The sequence below is a fragment of the Cellulomonas sp. T2.31MG-18 genome (assembly GCF_964266755.1).
Lineage (GTDB): Bacteria > Actinomycetota > Actinomycetes > Actinomycetales > Cellulomonadaceae > Cellulomonas.
The window spans coordinates 117,035-136,621 of sequence record NZ_CAXWGW010000003.1; the positions used below are offsets into that span (position 1 = coordinate 117,035).

Genomic DNA, 19,587 nt, shown 5'->3' on the forward strand with positions numbered 1-19,587 from the left:
GGCTCGGCACGACAGCCACGTGCCCGAGAGCGTGCGCGACGCCTCGATGACGCTGCTGACGGAGGTGCAGCGGCGACCGCTGGACCCCGGGTACGCCGAGGCGGCTCGTCGCAGAGCACTCACAGGAGCCCCGCACCGCGGCGGCCGGACGGCCGTCTGGCTGGTCGTGGTCGGACTGCTCCTCGGCCTCGGCGTCACCACGGCCACCCTGTCCCTGCGGCAGCCGCAGGCCGGAGCGGTGGCCGCGCGCCGGCTGCTGGAGCAGCAGGTCCGCCAGCACCGCGCGGACGCCGAGTCGCTCGCGGCCCAGAACGCCGACCTCAGCGCCCAGATCGCCGCGCTGCAGAACCAGGCGCTGCGCTCCGACGACCCGGCGCTCCTGGCCCAGCTGCAGCGATGGGCGGTCTCCGCAGCGCTGGTGCCGGTCACCGGGCCGGGGCTGCGCGTGGTGCTGACGGACGCGCCGTCCGACAGCACCACCAAGGACAACCCCGACCTGCGGGTGCAGGACGTGGACCTGCAGGTGCTGGTCAACGGACTGTGGGCGGCCGGTGCGGAGGCGATCGCGGTCAACGGCCAGCGCCTGACCGCCACCACGGCGATCCGCACGGCCGGCAGCGCGGTGCTGGTCGACCTCGTGCCGCTGGTGAACCCGTACACGGTCGAGGCGATCGGGTCCGCGGCCGACCTGCAGACGTCCCTGGCACGGTCCAGCGCCGGTCAGCACCTGGCGACGCTGCGCGCCACCTACGGGATCGGGGTCACCATGACGTCACAACGGCGGCTGCAGCTGCCGGGTGCGGGCCCCACGACCCTGCAGGAGGCGTCGACGCCGTCGATGACGGCGTCCCCGTCGCCGAGCCCGACGCCCACACCCACACCGTCGCCGACGCCCACGCCACGCACGGCCTCCACGCCGACGGCGACGCCGTCCCGGTCGGTTCGTGCAGCGGCGGGCGAGGTTGTGACACAGTCGTCCGTCGTCGCGCCGGGAACGGGAGGGGAGGACCGGTGATCGCCGTCATCGGGCTGGCCATCGGGGTGGTCGTCGGGCTGCTGGTGCACCCGACCGTCCCGGCCGAGCTGCAGCCCTACCTGCCGATCGCGGTGGTCGCCGCCCTCGACGCCCTGTTCGGCGGTCTGCGCGCGCTGCTCGACGGCATCTTCGACGACCGGGTGTTCCTCACGTCGTTCCTGTCGAACGTGCTCGTCGCGGCCTTCATCGTGTTCCTCGGCGACCAGCTCGGCGTCGGCACGCAGCTGTCCACCGCCGTGGTCGTGGTGCTCGGCATCCGGATCTTCTCCAACGTCGCGGCCATCCGGCGGCACCTGTTCAAGGCATGACGTGACCGAGCAGCAGCGGTCGCACGGGGGCGACGAGCCGGAGGGTCTCTCCGAGGAACCGGTCGGCGTGGACGCGGCGGCTCAGGAGGCCACGGGCGAGGACCCGGCCGCGACCGACGCAGACCCGCTCGAGGAGCCGGCCGGCCAGGACGACGAGCGGCTCGACCGCGACGGGTCCGAGGAGGGCGACGAGAGGCTCGCCCAGGACGGAGCCGACGGGGGCGACGACCGGGTCGACGAAGACCGTGTCGATGACGACCGTGTCGTCGAGGACCGGGTCGACGACGACCTCGGCGCGACCCACGTCGTCCCCGCCGGCGCCCCCACGCTCGACCTGCCGCCGGACGCCGAGGACGAGGCCGGCGCCGCGCTCCGGGAGTCGCACGCCTGGCAGCTCTCGGCCGAGGCGGTCGCCTCTCTGCCGCCCGAGGGGCCGCCGACCTTCGAGCCGGGGCCGACCGCGGACGATGCGGCAACCGGCGGCAGCGATGTCGACGACGGAGCCGCGGGTGCGGCCCCCGAGCCGTCGGGCGCGCCCGGGCCGAGCAGGCCGACGGGCTGGGCCGCCCTCGGCAGCGCCCTGCGTCCGCGCGCCACCCGGGCGCAGGTGCTGGCCGGCGTGCTCTGCGCCGTCCTCGGCTTCGCGATCGTCGTGCAGCTGCGGCAGAACGGGGACTCGGCGCTGTCCCAGCTGCGCCAGGACGACCTCGTGCGGCTGCTGGACGAGGCGAGCACCCGTTCCGACCAGCTGAGCCGCGAGGCCGCCGACCTGCAGCGCGAGCGTGACCAGCTGGTCAGCGGCTCGAACACCCGGCAGGCCGCCATCGACGCCGCCCGCCGCAGCGCGGCGACGCAGGGCATCCTCGCCGGCCGGCTGCCGGCCATGGGCCCGGGTGTGCGGATCACCGTCACGGACACCGGCGGGTCGGTACGCCCGATCACGATGCTGAACATGCTGGAGGAGCTGCGGAACGCCGGTGCCGAGGCGGTGCAGCTCAACGACCAGCGGGTCACCGCGAGCAGCGCGTTCACGGGGTCGACCGGTGCCGTGCAGCTCGACGGCACCACGCTGACCGCGCCGTACGTGTGGCTCGTCATCGGCGACCCCGACACGATCGCCACCGCGTTGGACATCCCCGGCGGCGCGATGGCCTACGTCCGCAACGACGGCGGGTCGGGCTCCGTCGACAAGCTGACGGAGGTCCACGTCGACGCCCTGCGTGCGGCCGCCGAGCCGCGCTACGCCACGCCGGCGGCCGTCCCGGGCTCCTAGGCCGACGCAGGGGTGGGGGCTGCGCCGGGCGGCGCGTTTGCATAGGGTGTCCCTGACCAGGGCGCGGACGGTCGCGTCCCGGTCGGGTCTTGCGACCCTGAACAGGGGAGGCGTACATGCAGCACGACGAGCCCGTCGGCGGCGCCGTCCCGGCTGGCGCACCACGGTCGCAGGGCCCGGAGACGACGATCAGCTTCACCGGGGTCTCGGCCACCGAGGTGGAGCAGGCCGCACCGATCGGGCTCACCCCGGACGAGACGGCGGCCGTGCAGGCCCTCCCGCCCACGTCGGCGCTCCTGGTGATGCAGCGCGGTCCGAGCGCGGGCGCCCGGTTCCTGCTCGACGCCGAGCGGACCACGGCCGGCCGCAGCACGCAGGCCGACATCTTCCTGGACGACGTGACCGTGTCCCGCAAGCATGCGGAGTTCGTCCGCGAGGGTCAGCAGTTCTGGGTACGGGACATCGGCTCGCTCAACGGGACCTACGTCAACCGCACCCGCATCGACCAGGTGGCGCTGCGCTCGGGCGACGAGGTGCAGATCGGCAAGTTCCGGATGACGTTCCACCCGAGCCCGCACCGCGAGGGTGCACGCGGGTGACCGATCGACTCCCCGCGCTCGAGGCGCGGGCATGAGCGCGGGCGCGCGTCGACCCGCTCTGGTGGACGACCTCGCGGACGCGCGCGGTCCCGAGGCTGGTCGACCGAGCCCTCGGCAGGCCGTCGCCGAGCCGTGGCCGCGGGGCATCTCGCGCCGCGCGAGCATGCGGATCTCGGACGTCCTCGCCGCGCTCCAGCTGGAGTTCCCGGCGGTGACCACGTCCAAGCTCCGGTTCTGGGAGGAGCAGGGACTGGTGGCGCCGGTGCGGACCTCCGCGGGCTACCGCCAGTACTCACCGGCTGACGTCGAGCGGCTGCGCTACGTGCTGCGGATGCAGCGTGACCGCTACATGCCGCTGAAGGTGATCGCCGAGCACCTCGCCGCGCTGGACGCCGGGGTCGACGACGAGGCGCCGTCACCGGCGCGGCTCGCCTCACGTGACGGCGAGACGACGGGGCCGGCATCGCGCTGGACCGTCGACTCGCTGGCCGGTGAGACCGGCGTCGAGCCCGCCTTCGTCGAGGACCTGGTCACTGCGGGCGTGCTCCGCTCCGGTCCGCTCGGCGCCCTCGACCTGTACGCGCGGGATGTCGTCCTGGCGGCCGCCCGGCTGGCCGAGCACGGGATCGACGCGCGCCACCTGCGGTCGTTCCGGACGGCGGCGGACCGCCAGGCGGACCTCGTCGAGCAGGTCGTCGCGCCCGTGCGAGGTCAGCGCAGCGCGGCCTCGCGGGCGCGCGCCGCGACGCTCGCGGCGGAGGTGGGCGAGCTGTGCACCCAGATGCACACGGCGCTCGTGCGGGCGGCGGTCGCCGGCCTGGAGCCGTGAGCCGGTCACGCCCGACCGCGTCCCGCTGACCAGGGCCGACACGCCGTTCGACGGCCGCCCGGGCCGCGAGCCAGCCCAGTTGCCGGCTCGGTGAGACGGAACGACCGTCGCGTCGTAGCGTGGACGCGTGGGTGAGGGCGGCGGTCTGGTGCAGGTCGAGGTCGTCGGCGTCAGGACGCATCTGGCGGACGACGAGATCGTCGTGCTGCTGCTCGACCCGGACTCGTCGTTGCTCGTCCCCATCCTGATCGGACCGGCGGAGGCCAGCGCGATCGCCGCCGCCCAGGCCGGCATCGTCCCGCCACGTCCCATGACGCACGACCTGCTCCGTGACGCGCTCGTCGCGGCGGGCAGCACCGTGCGGCACGTCGAGATCACCGAGCTGCTCGACGGCGTGTTCCACGCCGCGCTGGTGCTGGGGGCGGGGGAGCGCGTCGACTCCCGGGCGTCGGACGCCATCGCCGTCGCGCTGCGGTTCGGCTGCCCGGTGCTGTGCTCGGCGGAGGTGGTCGCGGCGGCCGGCGTGGAGGTGCGCACCAGCACCGCGGAGCACGACATCGAGGAGTTCCGCGACTTCCTCGAGCACGTGTCGGCGGAGGACTTCGCCACGGGGGAGGAGCCGGACGAGGGCGGCGGGTCGGCGAGCTGACCTTCAGGTAGAGGTTGAGACTCGCCGCCGCGACACGCCAGGCGCGTCGTTGCGTCGCCCCTGGCCGCGGCCTACCTTTGCGGCAGAACCCACGCCCGCGAACGGGCACAGCCGCCCTCGCGACGGCGCGGTGGACGGCGTACTGGAGGATCCGGTGACCACGAACGAGACGGCCCCCACCAGCGGGTCGGTCCCCCCCGGAGCCCAGGGCCTCCTCTTCGACGACGACCTGCCCGACCTCGACGTCTCGATCGGCTACCGCGGTCCGACGGCCTGCAAGGCGGCCGGCATCACCTACCGCCAGCTGGACTACTGGGCCCGTACCGGCCTGGTGGAGCCGTCGGTGCGGCCGGCCACCGGGTCCGGCACGCAGCGGCTGTACAGCTTCCGCGACATCCTCGTGCTCAAGGTCGTCAAGCGGCTGCTCGACACCGGCGTCTCGCTGCAGCAGATCCGCACCGCCGTGGGCCACCTGCGCGAGCGGGGGGTGGAGGACCTGGCGCAGATCACGCTGATGTCGGACGGCGCGTCGGTGTACGAGTGCACCTCCGCGGACGAGGTTATCGACCTGGTGCAGGGCGGCCAGGGCGTGTTCGGCATCGCCGTCGGGCGCGTCTGGCGCGAGGTGGAGGGAACGCTCGCCGAGCTGCCCACCGAGCGCGCCGAGGACGAGGCCGCTCCGGAGCTCGCGGGCGACGACGAGCTCGCGCAGCGTCGTCGGGCTCGCAACGCCGGCTGAGGACGTCGGTCCTGGACGGCGCCGTGCGCGCGTGACGGCCTTTCCGGCACGGGCACTCTGTCGCCTCGCGTCCTAGTGCGGCCGCGGCGCCCGCAACGCGCGCTCCAGCAGGGCGTCGAACACGCCTGCGACCTCCGCCGCCGCCGCGCCGGGCCAGGCGTGCACCGGCTGTGCGGCGCCCTGCGCCTGCTGCAGCGCCGCGCGCTCCGGAACGGCGGGGCTGAGCAGCAGGGGCCCGTAGAGGGTCTGGAGCTCGCCGAGGCGGTAGGTCTGCTCGACCGAGCGGGCGCGCACCCGGTTCACCACGATGCCGAGCGGTTGCAGGGCCGGTGCACCACCCCGGCGCAGCTCGTCGATCGTCCGCATCGCGCGGCCCACGGCCATCACGGAGAAGAGGCCCGGCTCGGTGACGACGATCGCCCGGTCGCAGGCGGTCAGGCCCGTGCGGGTCAGCCCACCCAGGGACGGCGGGCAGTCCACGAGGACCAGGTCGTAGCCCGTCACCCAGGACAGGGCGTAGCGAAGCCGGTCCAGGTCGGAGTCGTCGACGCGATCGTGCAGGACGGTCCGCTCGGAGCCGACCAGCACGTCGATCCCACCGTCAGCCCACCCGGAAGGACCCGTCGCGGCGGCGACGGTCTCGGCGCGCGGATCGTCGAGGACGGTCGAGACGTCGCCCGAAGGCCGGTCGACCGCGAGCGACATGGTGCTGTCGCCCTGCGGGTCCAGGTCGACGACGAGCGTGGACAGGCCGCGGTCCAGCGCGGCGGACGCCAGGCCCAGCGTCACCGAGGTCTTGCCCACGCCGCCCTTGAGGCTGCACACACCGAGCACCAGCACGCGGCCCACCGTATCTGCGGGCGAGGGCGGGTCGCCAAACGCGCCGGGTGCTGTCGCCGGCGGGGCGCACAATGGCGCGTATGCCGATCCGACTGACCCGCTGGGCGCAGTCCTGCGTCCGCATCGAGGGGCCCGACGGGGCTCTCGTGATCGACCCGGGTGTGTACGGGGAGTCCGCGACGGTGCTGGCCGGGGCGGACGGCGTGCTGCTGACGCACGACCACGTCGACCACGTCGACGGGCCTGCGGTGGCGGCGTCGGGCCTGCCCGTCTGGGGCCCCGCTGCGGCGCTGGACGTCGTGGCCGATGCTGGTGCCGACCGGGCCCGGCTCCACGAGGTGCGCGCCGGCGACGAGCTGACGGTGGGCGGTCTGGGCGTTCAGGTCGTGGGGGAGTGGCACGCCGTCATCCACCCGGACCTGCCTCGGGGGGCCAACGTCGGCTACCTCGTGGGAGCGGTGCTGCATCCCGGGGACGCGTTCGTCATACCGCCGTCAGGGGCCGTCGTCGAGGTCGCCCTGACGCCGGTCAGCGGGCCGTGGCTGCGGATGGCCGACGCGGTGGACTGGGTCCGGTCCGTCGGTGCCGTTCGGGCCGTGCCGATCCACGACGCGTGGCTGAGCGAGGCGGGCCTTCGCTCGGCGGGGGACTGGCTGGCGCGGCTGACCTCGGCCACCGTGGTCGCGGCGCACCCCGGCGAGGTCGTGAAGCTCTAGCTGGAGCTCTGACCGGCGGCGTGCCGGTCGGTGGTGGGTCACCCGGTGCGGGCGGCCCGGACGAGGAGAGGAGCGACCCGTGACGCAGCACCCCGGTCCGGACGTGCCGGTGATCGAGGACGACGAGACCGTCCCGCCACGCCCTGAGGAGCAGGTGGCCGACGTGGCCCGTTCCGTGCCCGACCCTGCGGGTCACGGTGGTGACCCCGCATCGGACACGGTGCTCGGCTGAGGTCGTCGCCGGCGTGACCGGCGCTCGGCTGAACGGGTGGCCGGAGGCCTGCGCGTGCCATACCACGGTGCTCCGTGGACCGGAAGGGGACGGCGATACGGCATCCTGTGCTGGTGCGGATCGTGCGGGTGGACGAGTCGTCCTGGCGTGAGGTGGCCCAGGTACGGCTCCGTGCGCTGCGCGAGTCGCCGGAGACGTTCGGCGCGACACTCGAGCGCGAGCTGCTGTTCACCGAGAAGCACTGGCGGATGCGGCTGCGGGCGACGCCGACGTGGCTCGCCCTCGACGACGAGGACGTGCCGCGCGGGCTCGTCAGCATGATGCAGGAGCCGGGGTCCCCGGAGGACGACCGGCACGTGGTGTCGTTGTGGGTCGCACCCGAGGCACGCCGTCGCGGTGTGGCGTGGGCCCTTCTGGACGCGGTCAAGGCCGCCGCCGCCGCCGAGGACGCGCGCACGGTGTCGTTGTGGGTGCTGGACGGCAACACTCCGGCGGGCGACCTCTACGTGCGCGCGGGGTTCGCCAGGACGGGGGAGCGGCAACGCCTGCCGCGGGACCCCGAGCTGGTCGAGGAGCGCTACCAGCTGGTGCTACGCCCCTGACGGCGGCCGTGTCGGTGGCCGTCGGTACCGTGAGGCGGTCGCCTGACGAGCACCGAGAACAGCACCGAAGGAGAACGCCGTGAGCACCCTGACCGGTCGGGACCGTACTGCGCTGGTGGTGGTCGACGTCCAGAACGGCGTCATGGCTCACGCTCATGACCGGGACCGGGTGATCGCCAACGGCGGGGCCCTCGTGGAGCGGGCGCGTGCCCAGGGTGTGCCGGTGGTGTGGGTGCAGCATTCGTCCCAGGAGCTCCAGGTCGGCACGGAGGCATGGCGGTACGTGTCGGAGCTGGTCCGGCAGGACTCGGAGCCGCTCGTGCCCAAGACGTACGGCGACTCGTTCGAGGGGACGGTCCTCGAGGCCGTGCTCGCCGAGGCGGGTGTCGGACGGCTGGTGGTCTGCGGTGCCCAGACCGACGCCTGCGTGCGGTCGACGATCCACGGAGCGTTCACCCGCGGGTACGACGTGACGCTGGTCGGCGACGCGCACACCACGGAGGACCTCACGGCCTGGGGTGCGCCGTCGCCGGCCGACGTCGTCACGCACACGAACCTGTACTGGAGCTACCAGAGCGCGCCGGGCCGCACCGCCGCCGTGGTGCCGACAGCCGAGGTGTCCTTCGCCGCCTGAGGGTCCGGCGGGGAGGGGCGCAGCCGCTCTTCTCGCGGCCTCTCATCAGCGGAATGACATAATGCGCCTTATCGGCGCGACGGCGGCTCAGGCCGGTGGAGCAGCGCAGACCGTGCAGTGCCAGGGCGTCAGGCGCCGACGTAGGCCGCCAGGTGCTGGCCCGTCACCGTCGACCGATCAGCGACGAGCTGTGCCGGCGTTCCCTCGAAGACGATCCGTCCGCCGTCGTGCCCGGCACCCGGGCCGAGGTCGATGATCCAGTCGGCGTGCGCCATCACCGCCTGGTGGTGCTCGACGACGATCACCGACTTGCCCGCGTCCACGAGCCGGTCGAGCAGCTCGAGCAGCGTGGTCACGTCGGCGAGGTGCAGGCCTGCGGTCGGCTCGTCGAGCACGTAGACACCGCCCTTCTCACCCAGGTGCGTGGCGAGCTTGAGCCGCTGCAGCTCCCCGCCCGACAGCGTCGTGAGGGGCTGACCCAGGCTGACATAACCGAGACCTACGTCCATCAGTCGGCGCAGGACGGCGTGGGCTGCGGGTGTCCGCGCGGTGCCCGTCCCGAAGAACGTCTCGGCCTCGGTGACCGGCATGGCCAGCACCTCGCTGATGTCGCGGCCCGCGAGGCGGTGCTCGAGCACGGCGGGCTGGAACCGCTTCCCGTCGCACTCGTCGCACGTGGTGGCGACGCCGGCGAGGAGCCCGAGATCGGTGTAGATGACGCCGGCACCCTTGCAGACCGGGCACGCGCCCTCGGAGTTGGGGCTGAACAGGGCCGGCTTGACGCCGTTCGCCTTCGCGAACGCCGTGCGGACCGGATCGAGCAGGCCCGTGTACGTCGCCGGGTTGCTGCGCCGCGACCCCCGGATCGCCCCCTGGTCGATCGACACGACGCCGGCACCCGGCGGGATGGAACCGTGCACCAGCGAGCTCTTCCCGGATCCTGCGACACCCGTGACGACCACCAGGACCCCCAGCGGCACTTCGACGTCGACGGCGCGCAGGTTGTGCGTGGACGCGTCCCGGATCGGCAACATGCCGGTGGGCGTGCGGACGGTCGGCTTGACGACGGCGCGGTCGTCGAGGTGCCGCCCGGTCAGCGTCCCGGCCGAGCGCAGAGCCTCGACGGTCCCCTCGAAGCACACGCGGCCTCCTGCGGCGCCGGCGCCCGGGCCGAGGTCGACGACGTGGTCCGCGATCGCGATGACCTCGGGCTTGTGCTCGACGACCAGCACGGTGTTGCCCTTGTCGCGCAGGCGCAGCAGCAGCGAGTTCATCCGTGCGACGTCGTGCGGGTGCAGGCCGATCGTCGGCTCGTCGAACACGTACGTGACGTCGGTGAGGGCCGACCCGAGGTGTCGCACCATCTTGACCCGCTGGGACTCGCCGCCGGACAGCGTGCCGGTGGCGCGGTCGAGCGACAGGTACCCCAAGCCGATCTCGACGAACGAGTCCAGCAGGTGCGCGAGCCCCGCGAGCAACGGTGCCGCGGTCGGCTCGTCCAGCGCTCGCACCCACTCGGCGAGGTCGTCGATCTGCATCGCGCACAGGTCCCCGATGCTGCTCCCTGCGATCGTCGAGGACCGCGCCGCCTCGTTCAGGCGTGTCCCACCGCACTCGGGGCACGTGGTGAACGTCACGGCGCGCTCCACGAACGCGCGGATGTGCGGCTGCAGCGACTCCACGTCCTTGGACAGGAACGAGGACCGGATGCGGCGAACCAACCCCTCGTACGTCAGGTTGATGCCCTCGATCTTCATGCGGACCGGCTCGTGGTGGAGGAAGTCCGCCAGCTCGGCCGGCGTGTACTCGCGGATCGGCTTGGTCGGGTCGACGAAGCCCGAGGACGCGTACAGCCGGTAGCCCCAGCCGCCGGGCGTGTACCCGGGGATCGTCAGGGCACCCTCGTCGAGCGACTTCGTCTCGTCGTAGAGCTGCGACACGTCGATGTCGTTGACCGACCCCATGCCCTCGCAACGCGGGCACATCCCCCCTGTGACGGTGAACGACCGGGTCTCGGTCGTCGCGGAGCCGGACCTCGTCAGCTGGCCCGTCCCGCTGGCCGAGGCGACGTTGAACGAGAACGCGTTGGGAGACCCGACGTGCGGACGTCCGAGCCTGCTGAACAGGATGCGCAGCAGGGCGTTGGCGTCGGTCGCGGTGCCGACGGTCGACCGGACGTTCGCCCCCATGCGCTTCTGGTCGACGATGATCGCGGTGGTCAGGCCTTCGAGCAGGTCGACGTCCGGGCGGGCCAGAGTCGGCATGAAGCCCTGGACGAAGGCGCTGTACGTCTCGTTGATCAGGCGCTGCGACTCGGCCGCGATCGTGTCGAACACCAGTGAGCTCTTGCCGGAACCGGAGACGCCGGTGAACACGGTCAACCGCCGTTTGGGAAGCACCACGTCGACGTCGCGGAGGTTGTTCTCCCTCGCGCCGACCACGCGAATCCGGTCGTGGCTGTCGGCCGTCTGCGCGCCGGTGTCGTCGGTCATCGCCTCTCCCCCGATATCGTGACTTTGGTCCCTGGCGGCCCGCCCTGGAGTGGCGTTCACCACACCTTCACTCCACGATGGAACACGACGAGGTCCCGCCCCGTTGTAGCCCCTCGGACGATCATCAGCGCGCGTCGCTGGACCAGCACTCGATCAGCATCGGACCGTCCCGGACGGTATGGAGGTCACCCGTATGGCGAACCGGTCACTGCGCGGCATGCGCATCGGCTCTCACAGCATGGAGACCGAGGACGGCGTCGACTTCGCCCCCCGGCTCCAGGCGTACTACGACTGCCCCAACGGCCACACGATCATCCTGCCGTTCTCGGTCGAGGCTGACGTGCCCGTGACGTGGGAGTGCCGGTGCGGCGCCGAGGCGCTGCTGCGCGATGCGTCCCGCCCGGAGGTCAAGGCGGGCAAGCCGGCCCGTACGCACTGGGACATGCTCCTGGAGCGTCGCACCATCAACGAGCTGCAGGAGCTGCTCGACGAGCGGCTCGACCTGCTGCGCGCCGGCAAGCTGCGCCGCAGCGCCTGACCTCGAGCCGCGCAGCGAGCTAGCGCGCCGCCGGGCTGCGGCGACCCAGCAGCCGACCGAACGCTCCCGCCACCTGGCGGGAGCGTTCGCGCGTTCCCCAGACGGCGACGTTCACCAGGGCCTCCAGGATGATGCCGGAGCTCATCTTCGAGACGCCCTGCTCGCGCTCGACGAAGGTGATCGGCACCTCGATGACGCGGGCGCCGGCCTTGAGCGCCCGCCACGTCATGTCCACCTGGAACCCGTAGCCGTGCGAGTCGACCTCGTCGAGGGCCAGCCGGCGCAGCAGGTCGGTGCGGTACACGCGGAAGCCCGCGGTCGCGTCCTTGACCGGGATGCCCATGGCGATCCGGCAGTACGTGTTCGCTCCCCGCGAGAGGAACTCGCGGCGCCAGGGCCAGTTGACGACGCGGCCGCCCGGCACCCAGCGGGAGCCGATCACCAGCTCGGCGTCACCGCTCCGCGCGAGCAGCGCGGGCAGGTCCTCGGCGCGGTGCGAGCCGTCGGCGTCCATCTCGACCACCGCGTCGTACCCGCGCTCGAGGGCCCAGCCGAACCCGGCGATGTAGGCCGTGCCGAGGCCGAGCTTGCCCGACCGCCGCATCAGGTGGATCGCCTTGCGGCCGCGCTCGGCGGCGTCGGCCTCGCTCAGCTGCTCCGTGAGGTCGCCGGTGCCGTCCGGTGAGCCGTCGTCCACCACGAGCACGTCCGCGTCGGGGACGGCGGCGGCAAGCCGGGCGAGTGCGCCCGGGAGGCTCTCCCGCTCGTTGTAGGTCGGGACGATGACGAGGACGTGGCTGGCAGGTGTCATACCGAGGTCTCGATCCGGTGGGGACGGCGCACGCGGGCGGCTCCGGCTGCACCGGCGACGACCACGCACACCGCGAGGGCGTCGATGATCCACGCAGGCCACGACCCGAACCGGTCGGCCGGGGTGAGCGACGTGCGCAAGGGCAGCGTAGCGACGAGCTGCGCCGGGGTGAAAAGCGAGGTCTGCTGCAGCACCGCACCGTTGGGCGCGATCACGGCGGACACGCCGACGGTCGAGATCTGCACCGTCGCCCGTCCGTGCTCGATCGCGCGCAGCCGCGACATCGCCAGCTGCTGGGTGGACTCGTCGGAGTAGCCGAACGTGGCGTTGTTGGTCTGCACCAGCAGCACCTCCCCCCCGGTCCGCACCGCCTCCCGCACGATGGCGTCGTAGGCGACCTCGAAGCAGATGACGTCCCCAAGGCCGACGGTCCGGCCCAGCCGGCCGGAGTGGAGCGGCACGTACCCCGGCTTGGTGCCGGCGATCATGTCCCGGGTCACCAGGTCCACCGCGGGTGAGAAGTGCCGGACGAAGCTGCGCATCGGGATGTACTCGGCGAACGCCGCGGGCCTCTGCTTCGTGTACGACGCGACGACGCCTTGTGCGGGCTCCCACAAGACGGAGGTGTTGTACCGTCCCCCGGCCGCGGGGTACTGGACCGTGCCGACCAGCATGGGAGCCTGCACCGCACGTGCGGCACCGTCGATGCTGGCGGCGGCGGCCGCGTCGGCCTGCGGGTCGACGTCCGTGCCGTTCTCCGGCCACACCACCAGGTCGAGCGCTCCTGGCGCGACGTCGCGCAGCAGCGCCTTCGTCCCCGCGACGTGGTTGTCCAGCACCTTGCGGGGCTCGTCGAACGCATCGAGCCCGGCCTTGGGGACGTTGCCCTGCACCGCGCCCACCCGCAGCGTGCCGCTCTGCGCCGTCGTGTCCAGGGGGACGAGGAGCCCGACGAGGACGAGCATGACGGCGCCGACCAGCCAGCCGAGCGTCCCCGCGGCCCGCAGCCGGCGTGCGGCCAGCCACGCCCGGGCCAGCAGGACCCCGGTCGCCGCGACGGCGGCGCTCGTCAGGGGCGTCCCGCCGAGCCACATCAGTGCCGCCATCGGCGCATCGGCCTGGCTGAACGCCAGCCGGCCCCAGGGGAACCCGCCGAAGGGCCAGACCTGGCGCAGCTCCTCCGCACCGACCCAGAGGACGCCGAACACCACCAGCTGCAGGCCGGCACGCCGCCACACCGCCTCGCCGCGGCGCGCCCAGGACCAGGTCGCCCCGAACAGCGCCACGAAGCCCGCCTCTGCGACCGTCAGCGCCAGCCACGGCACGACGCCCACGGCGTCGTCGGCCCAGGTGATCAACGGACCGATGCAGGCCAGTCCCCACACCAGCCCGACGAGGGCGTTCCAGCGGGCGCTGTCGCGTCGGAGGGCGAGGTACAGCATCGCCATGCCGGGATACGCGAGGAGCGACCAGCCGGGGCTCGGGAAGGCCAGTCGGGTGAGCACTCCCCCGGTGAGCGCCAGTGCCAGCGTCCACGTTCGGGACGGGAGACGCGCGGGCACCGGTGCAGCGTACGGCAGGTGGTTGTGCCGACCTGCCGGGCCTGAGCCCGGCCGACCGGCCCGCGTGACCTTCGTACCGGCGGACGACGAGCGTCGCTGTTCTCTGATGGACACGCGGGCCCGGTCGGGCCGCTCGTCCGCCGCGCGCGGAAGGCCGCTCGTCCCTCGGGATGGCGGTCCTGCCGCTGTCGGCGAACCGGTTGCGAACGTACCCCCACGCGCCGCCGGGCTCAAGGCCCGCCGTTCCTCCGTACGGGTGACGGGCCGGCACGTTAGTGCAGGTCAGCGGGCGCTAAAGGGACAAAAGGGACATCGACGTACCGGCGTGTCTGCGGGCGTTTCGTGCCGTGTCGTCCGATCAGCCCAGGGCGTCGTGGAGGACCGTCTGACCGCGCACCGTGCGCAGGCACACGGGTGGCGGCACGTCGGCCGAGAGGTCGGGCAGCAGCGGCTGACCGGCGCGCGCCTCGGCGCTCCACGCCGTCAGCTGACCGCGTCCGGCCTGCACCGTGAGGTGCTCCGACCGCCACACGGCGAGGTGCGCCGGGGACCCGACCCGGAGCTCTCCTGCGCCGGTGCCGTCGAGCCCCGCGAGCCGCCACCCGCCCCGGGTCGTGGCCCGGAACGCCGCGCGGGCGGAGATGCGCTGCTCGGCAGCGGTGTGCTCCACCGCCGCGCGGACGCCGGCCCACGGGTCGACCGGGGTGACGGGGCTGTCGGACCCGAACGCGAGCGGGACGCCGGCGGCCGCCAGGTCGGCGAGCGGGTTGAGCGCGATCGCCCGGCCGGCTCCGAGCCGTGCCGCGTACATCCCGTCGGGACCGCCCCAGGCGGCGTCGAAGGCCGGTTGCGCGCTGACCCGGACGCCGAGGAGCACCATCGCGGCCAACGCGGGGGCGTCGACCATCTCGGCGTGCTCGAGGCGGTGGCCTGCCGCCGCGATCGCCGGGAGGCCCTCGACATCTGCCGCGGCACGGATGCCGAGCAGGACCTCGTCCATGCCGAGGTCGCCGATGACGTGGAATGCCGTGTGCACACCGGCCCTGGTCACGGCTGCGACGTGGTTGGCCACCTGCTCGGCGCTCAGCATCAGCACCCCGCGCTCCACCGGCCGGTCGGCGTACGGCGCGCGGAGCGCCGCGGTGCGGGAGCCGAGTGAGCCGTCGACGTTGAGGTCCCCCCCGATGCCCGTCAGCCCGGGAAGGGCCGCGAGGAGGGCACGTGCGTCGTCCACGGTGGTGCACGCCTCGGCGCGGTAGCCCACGACGAGCGGCAGTCCGCTCCGCTCGTCCGCGGTGCTCGTCAGCAGCTCGAGCAGACCCTCCCGGGTGTCGACGGACGGGGCGGACATCTCGTGCACCGCGACGACCCCGCGGGCGGCCGCGTGGCGGAGCGCGGCCAGGTACAGGGCGGTTCGCCGAGCGCCGCTGACGTCCCGGGCGACGTCCCGCGCGGCGTGGTGCGCGTCCAGCGTGACCAGGCCGTCGGGCGTCCACCCCGGCAACCGGTCCAGGCCTGCCCGGGCCGCCAGGGAGGACGACACGGCGGCGGAGTGCACGTCCACCCGCGCCAGGTACACCGGCGCGCCGCCGGCCGCCGCGTCCAGCTCGGTGGCGGAGGGGGCCCGGTGCTCGGGCCAGCCGGTGTCGTCCCAGCCGAAGCCGAGCAGAGGCTCGTCCCGGATCGCGTCGGGCCGCGCCTGCGCCGCCCGACGGACGGCGTCGAGGGCGTCGGCGAGGCTGTGCACCCCTCCGGCCGGCGACAGGTCGACGCTCTCGAGCGCGAGGCCGGTCTCGAGCACGTGGACGTGGGCGTCGACGAACGCGGGCGCCACCAGCGCGCCGTCGAGGTCGACCACCTCGTCCGCACGGTCCGAGAGCCCGGCGGCGGTGTCGTCCGAGCCGATCCACGCCACCGTGCCGTCCGCGACGAGGATCGCCTCGGCGAACGGGTCGGAGGACGCGTGCACCGCGCCGTTGCGGTACAGGGTTGAGCTCACGCTCGAACCCTAGGGCACGCGATCCGCGCGCGCTTGTGCAGGTCAGCGCGGTGCACCGCGGTCGCGCGGAATGGGTACCCGCGCCCTGGGCCGCCTCAGACCGACGAGTACGCGACCACTCCGCGGCGGACGGCCTTCACCGCCGCCGCAGCGGTCCGGCGCAGGGCGGGCTCGGGTGCCGCCTGGGCGATCTGGTCGAGCACGTCGATCACCTGCTTGCACCACCGGACGAAGTCGCCGGCGGCGAGCTCACCACCGCGCAGCACCGCGTCGAGGCTGCGCCCCGCGGCCCAGCGGTGGATCGGCTCGACGAGACCAGTGTCGAGCGGCTGCACGGTGGACAGCCCGTGCTCCTGCTCCAGGTCCTCCAGCTGCGACCAGGTCGTGACCGTCGCGTCGAGGGCCCGGCCCAGCCGGCCACCCGGTCCGCCCGGCACGTGCGGCTCGGCCCCGTCGTCGCGCCGGGAACGGTAGACGAGCGTGGAGACGAGTGCCGCCAGCCCGGGTGCCTCGAGCTCGCCCCAGATGCCGCGGCGCAGGCACTCGGCCAGCAGCAGGTCGTTCTCCGCGTACAGCCGGCGCAGCCAGCGGCCGTCGTCCGTCACCTCGAGGCTGCCGGGCTCGTCACCGCCGCGGGCGGCGTAGCCCAGCCGCACCAGCACGTCGCAGATCCGGTCGAACACCACCGCGATCGAGCCCGTCCGCCCCTCGATCCGGGCGACGAGCGAGCGGTGCTCGGCGGTCGCCCGCTGCCAGCGCTCCGCCCAGCGGGCGTGCTCCTCCCGGTCCGGGCAGCGGTGGCACGGGTGCGCCCGGAGCCGGCGCCGGAGCGCGGCGAGCTCGGCATCCTGCGCCGCCGCGCTGCCCTCGTCGGGACCACGCCCGTGCCGCCGACCACGGCGGGCGGCTCCGGTGTCGTCGAGCCCCAGGTCCTCCAGCGCGGAGCGCAGTCGCGCCGCCAGGTCGCGCCGCGCCGCCGGTACCCGTGCGTTGAAGCCGCGCGGCAGGTGCAGGTGCCCCACCGTGCGGGCGCCCGGGCCGACGTCCGCGACGGTCAGGCGCCGCACCTGCCGATCCGTGCCGAGCACCGTCGGGTGCGGTCCCTCGAACCCGCCGTCCGTGCCGGGGTCCACGACGACCGCGAAGCCGCTGCGGCGACCCGTCGGGACCTGGAGCAGGTCGCCGGGGCGCAGGCCCTCGAGCGTCCGGACCGCCTCCGCACGGCGTGCGGTCGCCCCGGCTCGCAGCAGGTCCCGCTCGCGCTCGCGGATCTGCTGCCGGAGGCCGGCGTACTCGGCGAAGTCACCGAGGTCGCACTCCATGGCACGGGCGTAGCCCGCGATCGACTCCGCGTGCGCCTGCGCCTGCCGGGCGAGCCCGACGACGCCTCGGTCGGCCTGGAACTGCGCGAACGACGTCTCGAGCACCTCGCGGGCGCGGTCCCGGCCGACCTGCGCGACCAGGTTGACCGCCATGTTGTACGTCGGACGGAAGCTGGAGCGCAGCGGGTACAGCCGCTTGGAGGCGAGCCCGGCGAGGTGCACCGGGTCGAGCGCCGGGTGCTCGACGACCACGCCGTGGCCCTCGGTGTCGATCCCACGCCGCCCTGCTCGGCCGGTGAGCTGGGTGTACTCCCCCGGCGTGACGTCGACGTGCTGGGACCCGTCCCACTTGACCAGGCGCTCGAGCACGACGCTGCGGGCCGGCATGTTGATGCCGAGCGCCAGGGTCTCGGTGGCGAACACCACCTTGACCAGACCCTGGCTGAACAGCTCCTCGACGGTCTCCTTGAACAGCGGGAGCATCCCGGCGTGGTGCGCCGCGACGCCCCTGGTCAGGGCGTCGACGAACGCGGGGTAGCCCAGCACGTCCAGGTCCTCCGACGGGATCGGCGCGCAGCGCTCCTCGGCGATCTGGCGGATGCGGGACTGCTCGGCGGCGCTGGTCAGGCGGACGCCGGCGTGCAGGCACTGGGCGACGGCGGCCTCGCAGCCCGCCCGGGAGAAGATGAAGACGATCGCCGGCAGCAGCCCGTCCCGCTCGAGGGCGTCGACGACGACGAACCGCGGCGTCGGCCGGCCACCGCCACGCACGGGTCCGCGGTCCCGCCCGCCGGGCCCGCGGAAGCCACGGTCACCCGGTCCGCGGCGTTGCGGCGGACCCTCCGAGCGCAGGCGGTTGCGCAGCCGGTGCACCAGGTCGGGGTTGATCGGCGGGTCGTTGCCGGGGGCCGTCGGGTCGACGTGGCCGGCGTAGAGGTCCACCAGGTCGCGCCCGACGAGCACGTGCTGCCCCAGCGGCACGGGACGGTGCTCGCTGACCACCACGGTGGTGTCGCCGCGGACGGTGGACAGCCAGTCGCCGAACTCCTCGGCGTTGGACACCGTGGCGGACAGGGACACCAGCTGCACGTCGTCGGGGAGGTGGATGATCACCTCTTCCCAGACGGGGCCGCGGAACCGGTCGGCGAGGTAGTGCACCTCGTCCATCACGACGTAGCCGAGGCCGGTCAGCGTCGGTGAACCGGCGTAGAGCATGTTGCGGAGCACCTCGGTGGTCATCACCACCACGTCGGCCTCGCCGTTCACCGTCACGTCGCCGGTGAGCAGCCCCACGCGCTCGGCCCCGTACCGACGGACCAGGTCGCCGTACTTCTGGTTGGACAGCGCCTTGATCGGCGTCGTGTAGAACGCCTTGCGCCCCGCCTCCAGCGCCAGGTGGACCGCGAACTCCCCCACCACGGTCTTCCCGGCACCCGTCGGCGCGGCGACCAGCACGCCGCTGCCTCGTTCGAGCGCCTCGCACGCCTCCGTCTGGAACGGGTCGAGCGGGAATGGCAGCTGGTCGGCGAACCGGCCGAGCGACGACCGCTCCCGGACCGTCCGTCGGCGGGCCTGGGCGTACCGCTCCGCCGGTGACAGCTCGTCGTCCGCTGCGGTCCTGGAGGTGCTGGGCACCGTTCCACAGTAGGTGCTGGCGGCGGCGTCCTCTCGGGGGCGACCGGCCGCGGTCAGTGCGTGTCGACCGGGGTGGTCGCCGGGATGCTCGCCGTGCGACCGGTGACGAGCGGCAGGATCACCGAGTCCACCACGCGGACGAGGAACTCCTGGTCGGGGTGCTTGCCCTCGACCGTCTTGTGGTAGGAGATCATCGCCGGCGCCACCGCGGCCACCATGTCGAGGTCGAGGCCCTCGGGCACCTCGCCGCGCTGCTGCGCACGCACCAGGAGGCCACGCATCAGCGCGACGCGCGCGCGGACGAACTGCTCCTTGAAGACTGCCGCCACCTCCGGCTCGGCCGCGACGGCGTGGATCAGCCCGGCCATGACGTCGTCGGAGTCGGTGCGGCGGCGCACCGTCGAGACGGACAGCAGATCGCCACGCAGCGAGCCCGTGTCCGGCACGTCGTCGATCGTCGTGATGCTGCTCGCGTCGCAGAGCAGGGAGTCGACGACCAGCTGCACCTTCGACGGCCATCGGCGGTACACCGTCGCCTTGCCCGCGCAGGCCCGCTCCGCGACGGCGTCCATGGTGGTGCCTTCGTAGCCGCGCTCGGCCAGCAGCTGGCGGGTCGCCTCGAGGATCGCGTCGTCGCGCGACTCGTCGCGCCGCCGCCCCGGCCTGCGGGGAGCCTGCACCGCGGCGTCGTCGTCGACCTGCATCGTCCCGCTCCCCTCGTCCGCTCCATTGTGCGGCCGACGGATGTCAACCACAAAACCGAGACTATAG

The 19,587-nt window shown here is 73.6% G+C and carries 19 protein-coding genes; 12 read left to right on the top strand and 7 right to left on the bottom strand.

Annotated elements, in window-relative coordinates; genetic code table 11:
* Positions 1-19 precede the first annotated feature (19 nt).
* The 7 genes from ACFQTY_RS12675 to ACFQTY_RS12705 all read left to right on the top strand — a co-directional run bounded on the left by ACFQTY_RS12675 (position 20) and on the right by ACFQTY_RS12705 (position 5,433).
* Positions 20-1,015, top strand: coding sequence for a DUF881 domain-containing protein (locus ACFQTY_RS12675; protein ID WP_378100940.1), 996 nt, complete (start codon positions 20-22; stop codon positions 1,013-1,015).
* Positions 1,012-1,344: a small basic family protein gene (locus tag ACFQTY_RS12680; protein WP_263730854.1), complete on the top strand. Its 333-nt coding sequence runs from the start codon at positions 1,012-1,014 to the stop codon at positions 1,342-1,344. The genes ACFQTY_RS12675 and ACFQTY_RS12680 overlap by 4 nt, the downstream gene beginning before the upstream one ends.
* 1 nt (position 1,345) lies before the next feature.
* Positions 1,346-2,617, top strand: coding sequence for a DUF881 domain-containing protein (locus ACFQTY_RS12685; RefSeq protein WP_378100943.1), 1,272 nt, complete (start codon positions 1,346-1,348; stop codon positions 2,615-2,617).
* 116 nt (positions 2,618-2,733) lie between these two features.
* Positions 2,734-3,216, top strand: a complete 483-nt coding sequence (locus ACFQTY_RS12690) for an FHA domain-containing protein (protein ID WP_291762874.1) — start codon at positions 2,734-2,736, stop codon at positions 3,214-3,216.
* A 31-nt stretch (positions 3,217-3,247) separates the two neighbouring features.
* Positions 3,248-4,045 carry a MerR family transcriptional regulator gene (locus ACFQTY_RS12695; RefSeq protein WP_291762873.1) on the top strand — a complete coding sequence of 266 codons (798 nt, stop codon included), beginning with the start codon at positions 3,248-3,250 and terminating at the stop codon, positions 4,043-4,045.
* 127 nt (positions 4,046-4,172) lie between these two features.
* Positions 4,173-4,694, top strand: coding sequence for a bifunctional nuclease family protein (locus ACFQTY_RS12700; RefSeq protein ID WP_291762872.1), 522 nt, complete (start codon positions 4,173-4,175; stop codon positions 4,692-4,694).
* 154 nt (positions 4,695-4,848) lie between these two features.
* Positions 4,849-5,433 carry a MerR family transcriptional regulator gene (locus ACFQTY_RS12705; RefSeq protein ID WP_378100946.1) on the top strand — a complete coding sequence of 195 codons (585 nt, stop codon included), beginning with the start codon at positions 4,849-4,851 and terminating at the stop codon, positions 5,431-5,433.
* 72 nt (positions 5,434-5,505) lie between these two features.
* Here the strand turns inward: ACFQTY_RS12705 and ACFQTY_RS12710 are convergent, their stop codons facing one another.
* Positions 5,506-6,273: a ParA family protein gene (locus tag ACFQTY_RS12710; protein ID WP_378100948.1), complete on the bottom strand. Its 768-nt coding sequence runs from the start codon at positions 6,271-6,273 to the stop codon at positions 5,506-5,508.
* A gap of 80 nt (positions 6,274-6,353) precedes the next feature.
* Here ACFQTY_RS12710 and ACFQTY_RS12715 point away from each other — a divergent pair, with 80 nt between their 5' ends.
* The 4 genes from ACFQTY_RS12715 to ACFQTY_RS12730 all read left to right on the top strand — a co-directional run bounded on the left by ACFQTY_RS12715 (position 6,354) and on the right by ACFQTY_RS12730 (position 8,457).
* Positions 6,354-6,989 carry an MBL fold metallo-hydrolase gene (locus ACFQTY_RS12715; RefSeq protein WP_378100950.1) on the top strand — a complete coding sequence of 212 codons (636 nt, stop codon included), beginning with the start codon at positions 6,354-6,356 and terminating at the stop codon, positions 6,987-6,989.
* 79 nt (positions 6,990-7,068) lie between these two features.
* Positions 7,069-7,221, top strand: coding sequence for a hypothetical protein (locus ACFQTY_RS12720; protein ID WP_263730845.1), 153 nt, complete (start codon positions 7,069-7,071; stop codon positions 7,219-7,221).
* Positions 7,222-7,334: 113 nt separating this feature from the next.
* Entirely contained in the window at positions 7,335-7,823 is a 489-nt protein-coding gene (locus ACFQTY_RS12725) for an N-acetyltransferase (RefSeq protein WP_263730844.1), read from the top strand.
* Between the two features lie 79 nt (positions 7,824-7,902).
* Positions 7,903-8,457, top strand: a complete 555-nt coding sequence (locus tag ACFQTY_RS12730) for an isochorismatase family protein (RefSeq protein WP_378100953.1) — start codon at positions 7,903-7,905, stop codon at positions 8,455-8,457.
* A gap of 128 nt (positions 8,458-8,585) precedes the next feature.
* On the opposite strand, the gene ACFQTY_RS12735 is transcribed toward ACFQTY_RS12730, so the two are convergent.
* Positions 8,586-10,949, bottom strand: coding sequence for an ATP-binding cassette domain-containing protein (locus ACFQTY_RS12735; protein WP_378100955.1), 2,364 nt, complete (start codon positions 10,947-10,949; stop codon positions 8,586-8,588).
* Positions 10,950-11,142: 193 nt separating this feature from the next.
* Between ACFQTY_RS12735 and ACFQTY_RS12740 the strand changes: the two genes are divergently transcribed.
* Entirely contained in the window at positions 11,143-11,487 is a 345-nt protein-coding gene (locus ACFQTY_RS12740; protein ID WP_263730841.1) for an RNA polymerase-binding protein RbpA, read from the top strand.
* A gap of 19 nt (positions 11,488-11,506) precedes the next feature.
* Here ACFQTY_RS12740 and ACFQTY_RS12745 read toward each other — a convergent pair whose 3' ends face one another.
* The 5 genes from ACFQTY_RS12745 to ACFQTY_RS12765 all read right to left on the bottom strand — a co-directional run bounded on the left by ACFQTY_RS12745 (position 11,507) and on the right by ACFQTY_RS12765 (position 19,520).
* Positions 11,507-12,298, bottom strand: a complete 792-nt coding sequence (locus tag ACFQTY_RS12745) for a polyprenol monophosphomannose synthase (protein WP_291762853.1) — start codon at positions 12,296-12,298, stop codon at positions 11,507-11,509.
* Entirely contained in the window at positions 12,295-13,860 is a 1,566-nt protein-coding gene (lnt, locus tag ACFQTY_RS12750; RefSeq protein ID WP_378100957.1) for an apolipoprotein N-acyltransferase, read from the bottom strand. The genes ACFQTY_RS12745 and lnt overlap by 4 nt, the downstream gene beginning before the upstream one ends.
* 358 nt (positions 13,861-14,218) lie before the next feature.
* Entirely contained in the window at positions 14,219-15,859 is a 1,641-nt protein-coding gene (locus ACFQTY_RS12755) for an amidohydrolase (RefSeq protein ID WP_378100959.1), read from the bottom strand.
* 95 nt (positions 15,860-15,954) lie between these two features.
* Entirely contained in the window at positions 15,955-18,816 is a 2,862-nt protein-coding gene (locus ACFQTY_RS12760; RefSeq protein ID WP_378100961.1) for a DEAD/DEAH box helicase, read from the bottom strand.
* A 53-nt stretch (positions 18,817-18,869) separates the two neighbouring features.
* Positions 18,870-19,520, bottom strand: a complete 651-nt coding sequence (locus ACFQTY_RS12765; protein ID WP_378100964.1) for a TetR/AcrR family transcriptional regulator — start codon at positions 19,518-19,520, stop codon at positions 18,870-18,872.
* Positions 19,521-19,587: the final 67 nt, after the last annotated feature.

Coding starts and splice junctions, on each gene's coding strand:
- ACFQTY_RS12690 (WP_291762874.1), top strand. CDS start 2,734: ATGCAGCACGACGAGCCCGTCGGCGGCGCCGTCCCGGCTGGCGCACCA.
- ACFQTY_RS12695 (WP_291762873.1), top strand. CDS start 3,248: ATGAGCGCGGGCGCGCGTCGACCCGCTCTGGTGGACGACCTCGCGGAC.
- ACFQTY_RS12715 (WP_378100950.1), top strand. CDS start 6,354: ATGCCGATCCGACTGACCCGCTGGGCGCAGTCCTGCGTCCGCATCGAG.
- ACFQTY_RS12735 (WP_378100955.1), bottom strand. CDS start 10,949: ATGACCGACGACACCGGCGCGCAGACGGCCGACAGCCACGACCGGATT.
- ACFQTY_RS12740 (WP_263730841.1), top strand. CDS start 11,143: ATGGCGAACCGGTCACTGCGCGGCATGCGCATCGGCTCTCACAGCATG.
- ACFQTY_RS12745 (WP_291762853.1), bottom strand. CDS start 12,298: ATGACACCTGCCAGCCACGTCCTCGTCATCGTCCCGACCTACAACGAG.
- ACFQTY_RS12765 (WP_378100964.1), bottom strand. CDS start 19,520: ATGCAGGTCGACGACGACGCCGCGGTGCAGGCTCCCCGCAGGCCGGGG.